Here is a 15,239-nt window from a genome sequence, read left to right as displayed (position 1 = left end):
GATGGTTGAACTGGTTTATCAGAAGATTGATATTGCGGACCTCTTGCAAGCGGTCGAAGACATCGATTGTGGAGCGGCTGTGTTGTTTACTGGCAGTACACGGCGTTGGACCGGAGAGCAATTGACGACCAAGCTGGCATACGAAGCACACGAAAGTATGGCTCGTATCCAACTAGAATCGATGATTCAAACAGCAAAGGAGCGATGGTCCATTCGTCACGCGGCAATCTACCATCGCCTAGGAGAAGTGCCCGTGGGAGAAGTCAGTGTTGCAGTCGCCGTTTCTAGTCCTCATCGCGAGGCGGCCTTCCAAGCGGCTAAATGGTTGATTGATACCCTTAAACAAGATGCGCCGATTTGGAAAAAAGATTTTGATGCACAAGGCTCTGGGGCTTGGATTCATCCACAGCAGGACTTGAATTCATGATGCAACTTCCGCTTGTTGATCGATTTGATCGGCAACATCGATCATTGCGAATCAGTGTTACTGATCGATGCAATATTCGTTGCCAGTACTGCATGAGCGATGGACCGATTCGATTCTTGTCGAAAGATCGCTTGTTGTCTTTCGAACAGATCGCTCAATTCGTCGAAGTGGTTGCTCCACTTGGCATCACTCGACTGCGATTGACCGGGGGTGAACCGCTGGTCCGCATGGACTTGCACAAACTGGTCAGGGCACTGAAACAAGTACCGCTTGTCGACGAAATCGCACTGACCACCAATGGCATCCTGCTGGCAGCTCAGATCGACGATCTGCTGGCCGCAGGGCTGGATCGTATCAACATCTCGCTGGATACCTTGCGCGAGGATACCTTTCGCCAAATCTCGCGAAGAGAAGGACTGAATTCGGTGCTGGAGGGGATCGAAGCGGCGATCGCAGCCGGAATGCGACCGCGACTCAATGCACTAGTTCTACGGGATATCAATCTGTCAGAGGTTCTAGAGCTAGTGCAGTTCGCTACCAGCCGTGACTTGACACTCCGGTTTATCGAATTCATGCCACTGGACCAAGATCGGCAATGGAATGAAGAGCGAATGGTTTCTGGAGGCGAGTTGCGAAGGTTGATCGAAGCTCGGTTAGGAAAGCTGCAGCCTGTACTTCGCGATCGCGACGCACAGCCTGCGCAGGACTATCGCCTGCCTGAGGGGAATGGGACCGTTGGCTTCATTGACCCGGTGAGTCGACCTTTTTGTGGCAATTGCGACCGCATTCGCTTAACTGCAGAAGGCAAGATTCGAAATTGTTTGTTTGGACAGGAGGAATGGGACATCAAGCAACTGATGGACTCCGATTTAACGATGGAACAGATGCGACAACAAATTGAAGCCCAAGTCCGCGCGGCGATCGCGGCCAAGCATCCTGCTCATGGAATTGCACAGGTGGATTTCCATCCACCCGAGCGGGCCATGTATCAAATCGGAGGTTAGTGCCAGCGATGCAACGTGCTTACTTTGATCATGCAGCCACCTCTTGGCCGCGCTTGCCCGGTGTGGTGGAAGCTATGGCGGAATTCGAACGCGATGCGAGCGCATCGGCTGGCCGTGGCGGACATTCCAGTGCACTGGCTGCTTCAGGCAAACTGCAGCAGTTGCGTAGCGAGCTAGCAAGGTTCATTCATGCCACGCCGGATGAAATGGGCTTGTTCAGCAACGGTACGTCAGCGAATAACTATGCCCTAGCGGGTGTATTGAGAAGTGGCGATCACGTGGTCACCACCAAAGCCGAACACAACAGCGTTTTACGACCTTTGCAACTGCTGCAACAGCAGCGTGGCATTGCATGGACGGCCGTGGATGTGGGCTGCGATGGAGTCGTCGATCCTGCGGCCATGGACGCTGCGATACTGCCCAATACTAAACTGTTGGTTGTCAGTTCTGCCTCTAACGTTACCGGCGCAGTCAACGACCTTGATGCAATTGGTCGGATCGCGCGGGAACATGAAGCGTTGTTCATGGTCGATGCAGCACAGTCGTTGGGATATCTGCCGCTGGATGTGCAATCCAGCCACATCGACTTGCTGGCAGCACCGGGTCATAAAGGCATCGGTGGCCCATTAGGTACGGGTATGTTGTACGCCAGACAAACGTTGCACCCAGAATGGCAACCGCTGTGGATCGGCGGAACAGGTTCAATGAGCGAGCAGTTGGAGGGTGATTTCCAGTGGCAGCAAGTGGCAGAGTCAGGCAATCGCAATACGGCCGCTATGGTCGGTTGGCTAGCGGGCTTGCAGTATTTGAAGCTACAGCATGCGAGCCAGCCTGGCTCTCTATTCCAACTTCGGTGCAACCGTTTGTTCGAACTTTTAGCATCTACCTCAATGGGTCGGTTAGTTGGCCATGGTGAAGGGCAACTGAGCGTTCCCGTCTTTAGCTTGATCTGCGACCGGCCCCATTCTTCGCAAATGAGCCCAACCGATTGGGCTGCTATTTTGGATGCAACGTATCGCGTCGAGGTCCGCGCAGGGCTTCATTGTGCGGCCTTGATTCATGATTGCATTGGCTCGCGTTCCACAGGAGGAACGCTACGATTTTCGATAGGACACACGACTACGGATGACGACTTGGAGACACTAAGTCGAGCGTTAAAGGAGTTGGAACAGTGGAAGATTTAGCGGCCGACCAGCTTGACGATCTACCCTGGTATCAAAGCGGTTTGCAGTTTGAGTGCACGCAGTGTGGTAACTGCTGCAGCGGACCTTCTGAGGGATACGTGTGGGTAGATGACGTTGAAATCGCTGCTCTCGCAGCGGCCTATGGAATGGCCGATGACGTCGATGGGTTCGAGCGAAAATTCGTTCGACGCGTGGGCTTGAAGAAGTCGCTGGTCGAGTACTCCGACGGCGACTGCATCTTCTTGGACCCACTTTCGCGAGGCTGTATGTTGTATGCGGCTCGCCCAGTACAGTGTCGGAGCTGGCCTTTTTGGAATAAAAATCTTAAGTCACCCCAGCAGTGGGCGAAAGCAGCCGCGGGTTGCCCGGGTTGCAATCAAGGCCCACTTTACAGCCTCGCGGAGATACAAATCCGCAAAACGTCGCCTTAAATCTCTCAAACTGTGGATTTTCTCGCAACGACTTCTATTTACTTCAGCCGCCCAAACTATCTAACATAGAGGGCATTCCCTGTTAACCCACCGAATATCAGCATTAAAGTACTAGTCGTGCGCGTAGTCGTTTCGCGACGGGAGCCTAGTTTATGAACATCCTGAAAATTTTCATTCTCATGCTTTTGACCGCCCAAATTGCGTGGGGACAACAAGCATCCGTGCTCAGTACCGACCAGGGAATTGATGGTTGGAAGGTGCGTGATAACGGCCAATTGAACTATATCATCAAACTCACACCAGCCACGGTGCAACGACTGCTCGAAGGTAGCGAAGCGACGATCGAGCTTCCTGATTACATACTGGCGTTTATGTCGCATGTGACGATTCAAGCCGGAACAACCGCTGTTGATCGTGATCCGCCGATGGAAACGCTGCAGCAGGAGTTGCAGAAACAAAATGCGAGCAACGATCTGCAATTGAGCATGCTCAATGCCGACCCTCGGGCGCTGGACGACAAGTTCGCGCAGATTGATGGTCGCTCCAACCCTAGCAGTGCAATTCAAAACGTCAGCCAAAACACATTCGGCAATAATGGCAGTTCGCTATCGGTGCCGCCCAGCAGTCCTTTCACCGTGCCTTCCACATCTGCTCAACAGAACTTTTCATCCAATCCCGCCTTGGGCGGTACACCGACGACCAGTGCAAGTCAGCCAATCAATACCAACAACCCAGCCTTGGGTGGTCGTGGTAGTAATGCGACACAAAATCAGCCCCTATACCCTGTTGCACCGACGCAAGATCGATTTAGCAATCCGCAATCAGGCGTGTCCTTCGATCCACCTTCGCTGCCCAGCACTTCGCCCAATACGGGACTTTACCCAAGTAGTCCGGGTTTTCAGAACCAGAACAATCCGTCCCAGTGGACCAACTCAGGCCAGAACACGCAGGGGCAGAATACGCTTCTTGATGGCTTCACTCCTTTAGGCGGTTCCAACTTTCAGAACCAGAACTCCACGGGATTCGGCGGTGGCTTCGTGGGCACCAACAACACGCAGCTCCCAACCGTCCCCCCCATCAATTCAACAAGCCCTTTCAATAGCCCATACAATCCGAATCAGTTTAGTAGCCCAGATGCATTTCGAGTTGCAGACGCTGGACTGAACGTCAATCCGGCTAGCTTCAATGCAGAACGCAATAGCCAAGCGGCTGTAGCAGCGGAGTTGGCTCGACTTCAAGATTCTTATCAGCAAAAACTGAGCGAATTGCAGACGCGATACCAAAGCGAATTGCGTACTGAGCTGGAGCGTCAGCAGAGGACGCAGCAAGAGTTGAGTAAGAAAGAAGTGGATATGAAAGTACTGGATTCAGAGCGCAAGCTACTTTGGTTCCAGATTTTCTCGCTGATATTGTTGGTCGCTTGCTTCTATCTTAGTGTCTGGCTCAAACGTAGTTATGAGTCGTATCGAGAGTTACAAGCTCATTCTCGCAGCAATTTCAACCTTGGCACTTAAGAAACGGTTGCCGAGCGGATACCGAGTTATCTCGTTTGTTCACGAGCGGCGGTTAGTGTGTTTCGCAGCAGCATGGCGATAGTTAATGGACCGACACCTCCAGGCACCGGCGTAACCGCACCAGCGACTTGCAAAGCGACCTGGTAATCGACATCGCCGCAAAGCCCAGCGTCGGTTTGGTTAATGCCCACGTCAATCACCGCTGCGCCGGGCTTGATCATACCAGTGGTAATAAAATTGGGCTTTCCGATCGCAGCAATCAAGATATCCGCTTGTAAAGTGTGCTCGCTGAGATTCGATGTTTTCGAATGACAAATCGTCACAGTGCCATTGGCATTGGTGCGACCAAACGGCCCGTTGGGTAAAGCCAACATCATGGCGATTGGCTTGCCCACGATATCGCTGCGACCGACAATGACCACATGCTTGCCTTCGACGGGAATCCCGCAGCGACCAAGCAACTGTTGAATACCGTGCGGAGTGCAGGGTAAAAATCGTGGTCGACCTTGGCTCAACAAGCCAACGTTGACTGGAGAGAAACAGTCGACATCTTTCTCGGGGCTTACCGCATCCAGGACCGCGCGAGCATCGATGTGGCTAGGTAATGGCAGTTGCACCAAGATGCCGTGACATGACGGATCTTGGTTAAGTTCCATGACGGTTCGCAGTAACTCTTGCTGAGTTGTATCGCTTGGCAAGCGAAGGGCTTCGCCAGCAATTCCTGCTTTCGAGCACGCCAGTTCTTTGTTTCGCACGTAAACGTGGCTGGCAGGGTCATCTCCAACCAAGATTGCCATCAGTTTGGGAGCGAAACCTGTGGTCGCAACAAAAGTCCGGACTTCTTCAGCGATTTCGCTACGGATTTCCAAGGCTATTGCTTTACCATCTAGAATTCGTGCAGGCATAAGAGCGGCTTAATGTTGAATTCGGCAACGAGTCGCGGAATCAAGAGCGGCTGCGACCATAAGTCAGATACGTGAACCTTCCGTCGCGTGCCAAGCTCCCATCGATGACACTTAGGGAGATTGGTATTACGGAAAGCTCAAGAAAATCGTATGTTTGAGGCTCAAAAACAGCTAAAGCTGCGCGGTTACGTTGACAATCCGGGATAAAATTGTTAGCGATATAGGTCTATAAAGCGGGAATTGTAACTCGCTTGTTCCAATTGTTAAAGAAGCATATTCAATGTCTGAAGAAAAGCTAAGTCCCGTTGAGGGAATCAAATCTGAGAGCAACTACCTGCGAGGCACAATTGTCCAAGAACTTCTGCAAGATACGGCAAAATTTGAGAAAGCGGACGTTCAGCTTTTGAAGTTTCACGGTACCTACCAGCAAGATGACCGCGAACAACGTGTAGCCACAGAAGGTGGCAAAAGTCAAAAGGCGCACAGCTTCATGGTACGCAGCCGCATTCCGGCCGGAATCATGACCTCCGAGCAATTGCTGGGACATCTTGATTTGGCCGATGAGATCGGCAATACGACCGTCAAGGTTACGACTCGCCAAGGCATTCAATTGCATGGGATCATCAAATCAGACTTGAAGCAGTGTATTGCCCGTATCAACCATATGGCACTCAGTACTCTGTCGGCCTGCGGTGACGTAAACCGAAACGTCATGGCCTGCCCAGCTCCGTACAAGGACTCGATTCGTCCAGTGATCCAGCAGTTCGCATACGATATCGCGATGCACTTGGCTCCACAGACCAAAGCTTACTATGAGGCATGGTTGACCGACGATACAACGGGCGAGTCCACTTTGATCGGTGGCAGCGACGAAGAAGTCGAGCCCATTTATGGCAAAGTCTATTTGCCGCGCAAGTTCAAGACCGCAGTCGCTCTGCCCAACGACAACTGCGTTGATGTTTACACCAACTGCCTTGGCTTCATTGCGGTGATTCGGAACGGCCAAGTAATCGGTTATAACGTGACGGTTGGCGGTGGTTTAGGAACGACCCCAGCGAACAAAAAAACATTCCCCGCGTTAGCTCGCCGCATGGCGTTTGCCTCCGTCGAGCAAGCACTGGATGTCGCCGAAGCGGTTGTCAAGGTGCAACGCGATTACGGCAATCGAGCCGATCGTAAGGTCGCTCGTCTGAAGTATTTGATCGCGGAACGAGGCGTCGAATGGTTCCGGACAAAGGTCGAAGAGTATTTTGGCGAGAAGCTGCAAGACTGCACCTCCGATGATGTAACGGAACACAACGACCACATCGGTTGGGATCAACAAGGCGACGGTCTGTGGTTTTACGGCTTCAATGTCGAAAACGGACGGTTGTACGATGATGGCAATCGACAGTGGAAACGAGCACTGCGTCAGATTTGCACCGAATTGAAACCTGAGATTCGGTTGACAGCGCATCAAAGCATTCTGTTTTGCAACATCAAACCGGAAGACAAAGCTCGCTTGGAAGCCATCATCAAAGGCAATCAATTGCCGCTTTCCGAGGAGATTAGCAACGTTCGGCGTTGGAGCATCGCGTGCGTTGCCTTGCCAACTTGTTCGCTAGCGATTACCGAAGGTGAGCGAGTACTGCCTCAGGTGATTGACCATTTGGAAAGTGAACTTAATACACTCGGGCTGGAGAAGGAACGATTCACGGTCCGCATGACCGGTTGCCCCAATGGATGCGCTCGCCCCTACAATGCGGATGTTGGGTTGGTTGGAAAAGCGAAGGGCAAGTACACGCTGTATTTAGGTGGCACGCGAATCGGTACGCGACTCGCATTCATCTACAAAGATCTTGTACCCTTGGAAGAAATCGTCCCTACCTTGAAGCCGCTGCTTGTTGCATTCAAGAACCATCAGCAACCGGACGAGAGTTTTGGAGATTTCTGCAACCGCATGGGCAACGAGCGACTGCTTTCGTTAGAAACCGCGGTTTAGTGCTTTGTCACTGTTTGAAATTAGGAGTGCATTGTACGACGGAGCGGAAGTCCGTCGTACAGTGAACTTCCTGTCCGTCGGTGCAAGTTAAATCATATTTGCGAACGAGACAGCAGTTAACGCGGTTTGCCGAATTTCCTGCTCTGGGCAGGTAGAACAACCTCTGCGACAACTCAGTGATTCGCCACCCGAACTTACGCGACCTCTTCGCCGCTGCGTTTGTGGAAAAATGAAATCGCGGCGTGAATCGTAACAACCAGCGCTGCAATTGGTGCTATGACCAAAAAGTTCAACTGTTTGATGGCAGGCGCATAGGCCGAACCCGTTTCGCCAAGGATCAGTGCTGTTAAGAACATTCCGTACAAAAACAGCAGTAAGACGCCTTCAACTCGGGTGATTTTCGAACCGGAATAAAAGATCGGCAGACACAGAAATGAGATTCCCAAAACGATAGGGAAATCATGCTCAAGCACTTGAGAGACCACTGGTATCCCTTTAGGCGCGAGGAAAGCAGAAAGGCCTAGCACTGACAAGATGTTGAATAGGTTGCTGCCCACGACATTGCCCACAGCGATGTCTCGCTCTCCTCGAATAGCGGCCACCACCGACGCGGCAACTTCGGGCAAACTGGTTCCGATGGATACGATGGTCAAACCAATCAACAGTTCACTTACGCCGGCCAATTTAGCCAAAGTGACGGATCCCGAGACCAATAGTTTTGAGCCAAAGACCAGCAAGCCAATGCCTACGAATATGAGAATGACTTCCCATAACATGCTCTTGGCACCGACTTTAGCGCCTGGCAAATCGTCGATCGTGACGTCAAGCACCGCTGTCTTTGCAGATTGACGGCTTTGGCGAATTAAGACAAAGGTATAAGCGATCACGGCAGTAAACAGCAATAGACCATCGATGCGTCCCAGAATTCCATCCAACGACATGACGTAGGCCACCACTGTAGCAGCCACCATCAACGGAACGTCGACCGTCAGCAGTCGTCTAGCCACAATTAATGGCACGATGACCGCGGAGAGGCCAAGGATGACCAGCGTATTGAAGATGTTGCTACCCAGCACGTTGCCGACGGCGAGATCACCTTGGTTTTGTATTGCGGCAGCAACACAGGCTGCCATTTCTGGTGCACTGGAGCCGAATGCTACGATCGTTAATCCAATCACCAGCGGAGAAATGCGCGCACTGATGGCGAGCTTAGAAGATGCCTTCACCATCAAATCTGCTCCATAGATGAGCAGTACGATACCGATGGCGATGTAGAGAAAAGCTAGCAGCATGGATGAAAAACTAGAAATCTAACGGTTCGATGGACATCGTCGAACCGCCGAACTCCGGAGGTTGTTCATAGAACTCAGATTCTGAAAGCGTCGAGCCATACTCGGAATCTACCGACGAGGTAACAGTGCCTGTAAGCGTCGGATCGCTGAAGGGCGAGCCGACACGACCGTGCTGCTGATCAACTCTCGGCGTCCTTGTCCCATATGTCATGTATTCCAAGTCATAGGGTGAGCAGCACAGCGAACAACCTAAGCTGTTCATCAGGACAAGACCGAGGGCGGTAGAGCAAAGCAAACGCACGATTCGCATCCTTCATAGTTGCGTGGTGAAACGTCGGATCTGCCAACTAGCGCAAACCATGTTGACAGATAATCCTTGAATCGACCAGTCGACTTGGCGACTTAAGCAAACTTTGCCGGATAAGCCGAATTTGACGGTCTTCGACTGTCCACATGTCTGGTTACTGAATTTGCTCGTGGCCAGCTACGGTCAACATGGCACCGAGCACTCTGAAATCGATGCTCTGGGCCACGAAACGAACCGACCCATCACCGAAAGCCGCATGAAAACCACCGGGAAATACAGTTTTCGCTAGCAGATCAGCGGGACTGGGTGAAAACTCATCAGGCTGAGTCCACTGAACTTGTTGAACTGATTCGACGAAGGAGATCGTTAGGGATAATCCATCTTCAATTTCACGCAAACTTAGTCCCGTTTCCTTGGGAAACATTCCATTGGGGCCAGCAATCGCACGAAACGGTGTCATCGTTGCCTGCTTATCAACTTCCGATCGATAGAGGGCGGGCATTTTGTTCAGGACTGCCAGATTCTCGGGACTGTCCCAAGGCAAGTCTTTGCGATACTGACGGTATAACGCGTCTTGCTCCAAATAAGGTAAGATCTCGACCCGCCATGACCGCTCTACCCCATTTTCGACGATCACGCTGGGTGGTAGACGCTTGTTGGCTGCTTCGTAATTCAGTAATGCAAGTGCGATTTGACGCATGTTATTTGTGGTTTGCATACGAACTGCGGCCTCTCGCGCCGACTGAATCGCTGGCATCAAAAGTCCGAGTAGAATGGGAGCCGATTGGTCGACGCTCAATGAGACGCGGACTTGATCACTTTCAGTCTGGATCGTCGCTTTTTCCAAAACTGGTAAGGCCACGGTTTGCAAGAGGCTCGACAGCAATCGTAGCTCGTTATTTGCATTGACTGCGGAACTGTATTTCGGTGCGGAGGCGGAATCCATTTGAGCAAACAAGCTCTGCATCGCATTCATCGCTAGCGTCCGTGTGGCTTCGAGCGTCGAGCTAACTCGCTTAGCATCTTTGGTATCCAAGTACACGTTGGCTTGGATTGAATCGACAATGGCTAAACCGAAGCTAGCATCGGTGGTTTCTGTCCAGATTGGGGCAAAGCCCATCAGTTCGGGCGGCGTTGGAATACTCGCTTGAAAGCGTCCAACCAAAGCACCCCCACGAATGGTATCCTCTGGATGGCGATTGAGCAGTTCGGCTAGTGCAAGGTTTGGTTTTGTCGCCGCCGCTAGCTTTAATTGTTGGGCTCGAAGTTTGGAACGACTAGAGTCGCTTTTTGGGTCGATCAAGTAGGTTCTCGCGTCTAAACGTATCGCTTCCAGTTGTTCCGAAGGTTGCAAGTCTGCATCGGGAGACACTCGCGTCAAGATTTCCACTTGCTGTGGGTCGTTGGGATTCGACAGCAAGACCAAGACTTCTTCGATTTCAAACAAATCAATCGTTTGACCGCCAAATGGTCGTTGCCGCGCCTCTTTGGGAATCTGATCAAGAATAGTTTTGGCTGCTGGAACATTCAGCAACTGACTGACCTTGATTTGAATAGCCGCCACTGCGTCTGAGCCGCTGGCGTAGTCGACGATCGAGGGTAATGCTCTTGTAGATTCTGAAGTAGCAGCCGTCGAATCAGTTGACTCGCGAGCTGACGATGGCGGGGATGATTGGCCAAGTGATGGCTGTGCAAGGACTGGATTCCAAGCGGCGATGCAAACCGCAAATCCCATCAGGACGCAAGGCGCTAAGATGGCTGCAATTGTATTCCAGCGATCGTGTTGTAATTTCAACGAGCGAAACATTTCAAGCCTCCGAACGAAGTTACGGCGAGATGGTAGAAATGCAAGAGTCGCCCAACTCATCGGAGAATGAGTGCGCCGCAAAGCGATTCCGGCAAGGTTACATAGATAACTTTGTTGACCACCGACTTTTGGAGCTGCCAGCGTATCGGCCGCCAGCTCCTGTTCCATTCGCAGACGCTGCACAATGGCATGCGCAAATGGATTAAAGAATTGCAACGCAAGCAGAACTTGCGCGGCGAAGTTCAAACGATGATCTTGCCGCTGCAGATGCGCCAGTTCGTGAGCCAACGCAGTCCGCAGTTCAATATCGTTCCACTGGCTGCAGTCAGCAGGGACAAGGACAACGGGCTTGAAAACTCCAACAATTGCCATGCTTGTCAAACTAGGTGTAGATCGCAGTTCAATGACACCTACTTTATTTTGTCCGCCGTTGGAGTTGATACACAATTCGTCAACCATCTGCACAAGCTTCGGCGGTACCTGTCGCGTCGAGAGGCGATACAATTCTCGAACTTCCTGATACGCATACCCCAGTCGCAAAAAGCCGAATCCGATGAAAGCCAGTAACAGCAGCGGTAACGCTTGTAGCCAACTTGAATGATTCGTCGTGTTTGTCAGACCGCTCACCGTCGTCGCTGTTGTATTCAACCAAGTTGCGGATTGGTCCACCCATGCGAGCCAAACATTCTCGAAGCCGTCCATTGAAGCTGGCGATTCCATAGCTAGTGACTCTATGTTCGTTTCTTGGCTGCCAACAGTTGGCCTGCTAGTGGTAGTCAACGTCCATAGCGCCGCTTGTCGCCACGGAATTGTTCGCAGCAGGGGCAAGCATATCAAGGCGATTAGAGCCAAGATCCCCATCCAGACTTTAGCTGCAGGGGATACTCGTGGCGCAAAACTAAGCACCAACGTCGCAACAGCACCAAACAAGAGTGCTTGATATGCCAGCCATAGAATGTTGTAAGAAACCTCGAATGTGAACATGGTGCAGCCCTACTTCTGAGGATCATTTTTTGAGTCGTCGATCATACGTTGAAGTGCCTTACGTTCGGCAGGCGTCAGTCCTTGGTCTTCCATCAATCGCAACAGCATCGCTTCGCGTGACCCGCCAAAGACGCGTTGAACCAAGTCTTTGATCATTTTACCGGAAACGTCCTGGAATGATCGCCGAGGTTTGAAGCGATGCGGCCGTTGATCGCTTGTTTGTTTTAGGAAACTTTTCTCACACAAAATCTTGACCAAGGTCGCGACGGTCGTGTACGCCAAGTTTCGTCCCTGCTGGTCTAGGCACTCTTGAGCTTCCGCAATGGTCATTTCGCCATTTTCCCAAAATGGGTGCATGACCTCTAGCTCCCGTTGAGTCAATTCTTTTGCTTTCGGTCTTGCCATCTCAGCTCCATCACAATCTTTGGTTTTTTCGTATTTTGGTTTTTTAGTACTCAATTGAATTGCCGTCAAGCGGTAACTTTGGTTTTTTAGTAAAAACCACCCCAGATACTTCGTTGGTCCCGCTTTGGGTATAATTGATTGGCTGGTGTGCTGCACAGCGGCTCGCGTGAGCGATGGAACGGATCGAAGCTTATCGATTCCTCGTGGTCCTTCAGCACGTTGAAAGAACATTTATCATAGCAAGGTCTGCACTTATGGTTTTTGCGCGTTCTTTATTGGTGGTTCTTGCGTTTTGGTTCAACAGCGGGTTGGCGTTTCAATGCCAGGGGGCCCAGCAGACGCGTGTCATCGTCGATGCTGACACAGCGAACGAGATCGACGATTTATACGCGATCGTACGAGCACTGGTCGCCCCAGAGTTTCGCGTGGTAGGCATCACGTCCGCACATTTCACGCGTTCCACCGTAAGCAACGACACGGTGCATCAAAGTCAGGTCTTCAATGAACAAATCCTGGACGCAATGAACCTTCGATCGTCGATTCCACATCCACTCGGGGCCGACCGGTCGATGACCTCGCCGACCGAACCAGTGGACTCGCCTGCCGCGCGTCTTATCATCCAGCAAGCTCACGCGGGTGGCCCCGACGACAAGCTTCTGGTCATTGCGTTGGGGGCGTGTACGAATCTTGCATCTGCACTTGTGCTGGACCCAAGCATTGAACCAAAAGTCATCTTTGCATTCATTGACGGCGACTACAACGACGGTCAGTGGGGGCCAGGGATTTTTAATTGGCGAAACGACATCCACGCTGTTAAGGCAATTTTCGAGTCGCAAGTTGAGTACTTGCATATGCCAGCGCGATCTGTAAGCGTCGAGATGAAGCTTACCAAAAAGGATGTCGATCAGCACTTGAAGGGGCAGGGGGGCGTATGGGATTTGCTGGTCAATCGTTGGGAAACCTTCCCAAGAACGGCTTACAGTCAAAGCAAAGTGATGTGGGATATCGCACTGATTGAAGCCATCCTACGTCCCGCTTTGGCAACCGAGGTGAAAGTAGGTGCCCCCATCATTCATGATGCAGAGAACGTCGAACAATTCCCGGACAATCCTCGGAAGGTCAAAGTGTTTGAAGCGATCGACGCAGAAGGAATGCGATTAGATTTTTGGCAAGCGATTGAGGCCGCGATCAGAACCCCCAAAAGTTGATCGTTGACGCTGTTCCATAGTTTGGCGGTGAGAGCCAAAGCCAAGCAATCCAAAGCAGTTTGGCCTTAACCAACTCACTGACAGACAACGAGCCCCAACGTCCTCGCTCGGCGCTACACTGAGGGGCTCCGCCTCTATCTTTCGTCGTGGCATTGGCAACAGCACGTCTTTCATTGGTATACTATCTGCTTAAAAATTGTCAAAACGGAACCTAGAGCACGAGAAGCTCGCCTACGTCTTACATGCTCATTGAACGGACACCCACTTAGAGAATTGCAACTCGTAAAACTCGGGCCGCGGGGTTTCAAGAAAAAGTCGTTCGCCGCGGCCCGGTGAAAAGCGACATTTTTGATCGAGCAAATACTTATGCGCTACGTTTTTTTAATAACGCTTCTTGCAGCCGGAAATGTTGCGATTTCCCAGGACTTCACCTCGGACAATAGCTATCAAGTGTTTGCGAAAGCGAGAAACGGTCCAGATGACACTGTAGCGTTCTGGTGGCTCACGAAGGAATTCTCGAATACGACGCGTTCTTGGAGCGTGTTGCTTGATTTCCATCAGCAACATCAAATGCTTTTCCCAGATTCCCCACACGCTCACATCCGCGACAATCGCCTCCAAACCTTGAAACGCATGCTTGAGGAAAGCGAACCCCGAAAAGAAGACCTGATCGAATACCTAATTTGGGACCTACGTAATGTCAACGCAGTCCAGTACATGCAGCCCAACGGCGGACTTCGTGTCCTAGACTCATCAGTTTCATTGTTCTTGAAATCGCAAGATTCTGTTAATGCACAGTCGGAAAGAGCTCACTTCAGATTGAACGCGGCCGAAGCACTATATTTCGACGTTGGATTCGACTGCGTGGAACATTTAATTGACCACTTGGACGATCAAACTTTGACACGGTCTGTCGATTACTGGAGGGATTTCAAGTTTTCGCATCGCGTCTTGACGGTCGGTGAAATCTGCCAACAGATCCTGGATCGTCTTGTTAGTCCTGCCCGGTTATTCATACTGGAACCGGGGGAAGATCCTGCAGTACTGAAGAAGGCAATGAAGAAGTACTATGCGCAGCGCATACAAGAGATCAAAGAAATAAAAGAGCGATGAGATACATATTGGAGTCGCAATATCCAGCCCGACGTGTATTCGAACTCACAGAAGCTCGTCAAGTAAAATGACTCGTTTAACATGGGGCGAACTTGAGACAATGCAGTGGTTGTTCCCGAAACGCACTGCATAGCCACCCAAGGAGACCTGATGGTCAGCAGCGTTGTTCGCTTTTCATTGAGGAAAGTTTCATGATTAGATACGTAAACCTAGTTTTAGTGTTTGTACTTTTGTCCGTAGCAACGAGATTGCCACTCGCAACGGCGCAACCCGACACCGACATGGCGAAAGATGCTTTGGTGCAAGCAGATGTTTCGTCGCAATTTTGGGGCACCATCTTGTTCTCAGTCATATTCCCAGGCATCCTAATCTATTTGTACGTGTTCACACGCCGGTCGGGAGCATTGAAACAAGGTCAATATCTGGAACGTGCTCAGAAGCAGATGGAACTTTCTGAACAGCACATGGAGATAACCGAAAAGCACATGGCCGTAGTTGAGGCGCAAAATGCGCGAATTATAGAGCTTCTCGAATCGCACCTTCGGCGGGACGATGGGAGAAATGCTTAACCTGCCTTCTATAATTTAAGTCTGAAGCACAAGGAAAAGCACAGGCGATACTAATTTGCGAACAACGTAATCAAGTTATGCATATCGATTGCTACATTTCAACATGCA

The 15,239-nt window shown here is 51.1% G+C and carries 14 protein-coding genes; 9 read left to right on the top strand and 5 right to left on the bottom strand.

The features are described from left to right. Position 1: 1 nt before the first annotated feature. The 5 genes from SH302x_RS07840 (at position 2) to SH302x_RS07820 (ending at position 4,560) form a co-directional block, all read left to right on the top strand. Entirely contained in the window at positions 2 to 427 is a 426-nt protein-coding gene (locus tag SH302x_RS07840; RefSeq protein WP_479368177.1) for a molybdopterin synthase catalytic subunit, read from the top strand. Next, entirely contained in the window at positions 424 to 1,431 is a 1,008-nt protein-coding gene (gene moaA, locus SH302x_RS07835) for a GTP 3',8-cyclase MoaA (RefSeq protein ID WP_479368176.1), read from the top strand. The genes SH302x_RS07840 and moaA overlap by 4 nt, the downstream gene beginning before the upstream one ends. Before the next feature lie 8 nt (positions 1,432 to 1,439). Continuing rightward, positions 1,440 to 2,615: an aminotransferase class V-fold PLP-dependent enzyme gene (locus SH302x_RS07830; protein WP_479368175.1), complete on the top strand. Its 1,176-nt coding sequence runs from the start codon at positions 1,440 to 1,442 to the stop codon at positions 2,613 to 2,615. After that, on the top strand, positions 2,603 to 3,046 hold the full coding sequence (locus SH302x_RS07825) for a YkgJ family cysteine cluster protein (protein ID WP_479368174.1): 444 nt from the start codon (positions 2,603 to 2,605) through the stop codon (positions 3,044 to 3,046). Before SH302x_RS07830 ends, SH302x_RS07825 begins: the two co-directional genes overlap by 13 nt. A gap of 152 nt (positions 3,047 to 3,198) precedes the next feature. After that, positions 3,199 to 4,560 carry a hypothetical protein gene (locus tag SH302x_RS07820; RefSeq protein WP_479368173.1) on the top strand — a complete coding sequence of 454 codons (1,362 nt, stop codon included), beginning with the start codon at positions 3,199 to 3,201 and terminating at the stop codon, positions 4,558 to 4,560. 26 nt (positions 4,561 to 4,586) lie between these two features. Here SH302x_RS07820 and SH302x_RS07815 read toward each other — a convergent pair whose 3' ends face one another. Continuing rightward, the gene (locus SH302x_RS07815) at positions 4,587 to 5,465 is read right to left on the bottom strand and encodes a bifunctional 5,10-methylenetetrahydrofolate dehydrogenase/5,10-methenyltetrahydrofolate cyclohydrolase (RefSeq protein ID WP_479368172.1); all 879 of its coding nucleotides are present in this window, start codon (positions 5,463 to 5,465) and stop codon (positions 4,587 to 4,589) included. 280 nt (positions 5,466 to 5,745) lie between these two features. Between SH302x_RS07815 and SH302x_RS07810 the strand changes: the two genes are divergently transcribed. Then, positions 5,746 to 7,446 carry an NADPH-dependent assimilatory sulfite reductase hemoprotein subunit gene (locus SH302x_RS07810; protein ID WP_479368171.1) on the top strand — a complete coding sequence of 567 codons (1,701 nt, stop codon included), beginning with the start codon at positions 5,746 to 5,748 and terminating at the stop codon, positions 7,444 to 7,446. 194 nt (positions 7,447 to 7,640) lie between these two features. On the opposite strand, the gene SH302x_RS07805 is transcribed toward SH302x_RS07810, so the two are convergent. From SH302x_RS07805 to SH302x_RS07790, 4 genes are all read right to left on the bottom strand, one after another. After that, on the bottom strand, positions 7,641 to 8,738 hold the full coding sequence (locus SH302x_RS07805) for a calcium/sodium antiporter (protein WP_479368170.1): 1,098 nt from the start codon (positions 8,736 to 8,738) through the stop codon (positions 7,641 to 7,643). A gap of 10 nt (positions 8,739 to 8,748) precedes the next feature. After that, positions 8,749 to 9,000, bottom strand: a complete 252-nt coding sequence (locus SH302x_RS07800) for a hypothetical protein (RefSeq protein ID WP_479368169.1) — start codon at positions 8,998 to 9,000, stop codon at positions 8,749 to 8,751. Positions 9,001 to 9,199: 199 nt separating this feature from the next. Beyond that, positions 9,200 to 11,836: a DUF1559 family PulG-like putative transporter gene (locus SH302x_RS07795; protein ID WP_479368168.1), complete on the bottom strand. Its 2,637-nt coding sequence runs from the start codon at positions 11,834 to 11,836 to the stop codon at positions 9,200 to 9,202. Between the two features lie 9 nt (positions 11,837 to 11,845). Continuing rightward, positions 11,846 to 12,241: a BlaI/MecI/CopY family transcriptional regulator gene (locus SH302x_RS07790; protein WP_479368167.1), complete on the bottom strand. Its 396-nt coding sequence runs from the start codon at positions 12,239 to 12,241 to the stop codon at positions 11,846 to 11,848. Positions 12,242 to 12,495: 254 nt separating this feature from the next. Here SH302x_RS07790 and SH302x_RS07785 point away from each other — a divergent pair, with 254 nt between their 5' ends. The 3 genes from SH302x_RS07785 (at position 12,496) to SH302x_RS07775 (ending at position 15,131) form a co-directional block, all read left to right on the top strand. Beyond that, entirely contained in the window at positions 12,496 to 13,449 is a 954-nt protein-coding gene (locus SH302x_RS07785) for a nucleoside hydrolase (protein ID WP_479368166.1), read from the top strand. A 366-nt stretch (positions 13,450 to 13,815) separates the two neighbouring features. Continuing rightward, on the top strand, positions 13,816 to 14,562 hold the full coding sequence (locus tag SH302x_RS07780) for a hypothetical protein (protein ID WP_479368165.1): 747 nt from the start codon (positions 13,816 to 13,818) through the stop codon (positions 14,560 to 14,562). 191 nt (positions 14,563 to 14,753) lie between these two features. Further along, positions 14,754 to 15,131, top strand: coding sequence for a hypothetical protein (locus tag SH302x_RS07775; RefSeq protein ID WP_479368164.1), 378 nt, complete (start codon positions 14,754 to 14,756; stop codon positions 15,129 to 15,131). Positions 15,132 to 15,239 lie beyond the last annotated feature (108 nt).

This window comes from Njordella calcicola (assembly GCF_056494125.1).
Note: the sequence above shows the minus strand (reverse complement) of the source record. Positions and strands in the feature narration are given on the sequence as shown.

Bases quoted from the DNA above. Each gene is read 5' to 3' on its own strand.
- SH302x_RS07840 (WP_479368177.1), top strand. From the start codon at position 2: ATGGTTGAACTGGTTTATCAGAAGATTGATATTGCGGACCTCTTGCAA.
- SH302x_RS07780 (WP_479368165.1), top strand. From the start codon at position 13,816: ATGCGCTACGTTTTTTTAATAACGCTTCTTGCAGCCGGAAATGTTGCG.
- SH302x_RS07790 (WP_479368167.1), bottom strand. From the start codon at position 12,241: ATGGCAAGACCGAAAGCAAAAGAATTGACTCAACGGGAGCTAGAGGTC.
- SH302x_RS07805 (WP_479368170.1), bottom strand. From the start codon at position 8,738: ATGCTGCTAGCTTTTCTCTACATCGCCATCGGTATCGTACTGCTCATC.
- SH302x_RS07810 (WP_479368171.1), top strand. From the start codon at position 5,746: ATGTCTGAAGAAAAGCTAAGTCCCGTTGAGGGAATCAAATCTGAGAGC.
- moaA (WP_479368176.1), top strand. From the start codon at position 424: ATGATGCAACTTCCGCTTGTTGATCGATTTGATCGGCAACATCGATCA.
- SH302x_RS07820 (WP_479368173.1), top strand. From the start codon at position 3,199: ATGAACATCCTGAAAATTTTCATTCTCATGCTTTTGACCGCCCAAATT.
- SH302x_RS07775 (WP_479368164.1), top strand. From the start codon at position 14,754: ATGATTAGATACGTAAACCTAGTTTTAGTGTTTGTACTTTTGTCCGTA.
- SH302x_RS07800 (WP_479368169.1), bottom strand. From the start codon at position 9,000: ATGAACAGCTTAGGTTGTTCGCTGTGCTGCTCACCCTATGACTTGGAA.
- SH302x_RS07785 (WP_479368166.1), top strand. From the start codon at position 12,496: ATGGTTTTTGCGCGTTCTTTATTGGTGGTTCTTGCGTTTTGGTTCAAC.
- SH302x_RS07830 (WP_479368175.1), top strand. From the start codon at position 1,440: ATGCAACGTGCTTACTTTGATCATGCAGCCACCTCTTGGCCGCGCTTG.
- SH302x_RS07815 (WP_479368172.1), bottom strand. From the start codon at position 5,465: ATGCCTGCACGAATTCTAGATGGTAAAGCAATAGCCTTGGAAATCCGT.
- SH302x_RS07795 (WP_479368168.1), bottom strand. From the start codon at position 11,836: ATGTTCACATTCGAGGTTTCTTACAACATTCTATGGCTGGCATATCAA.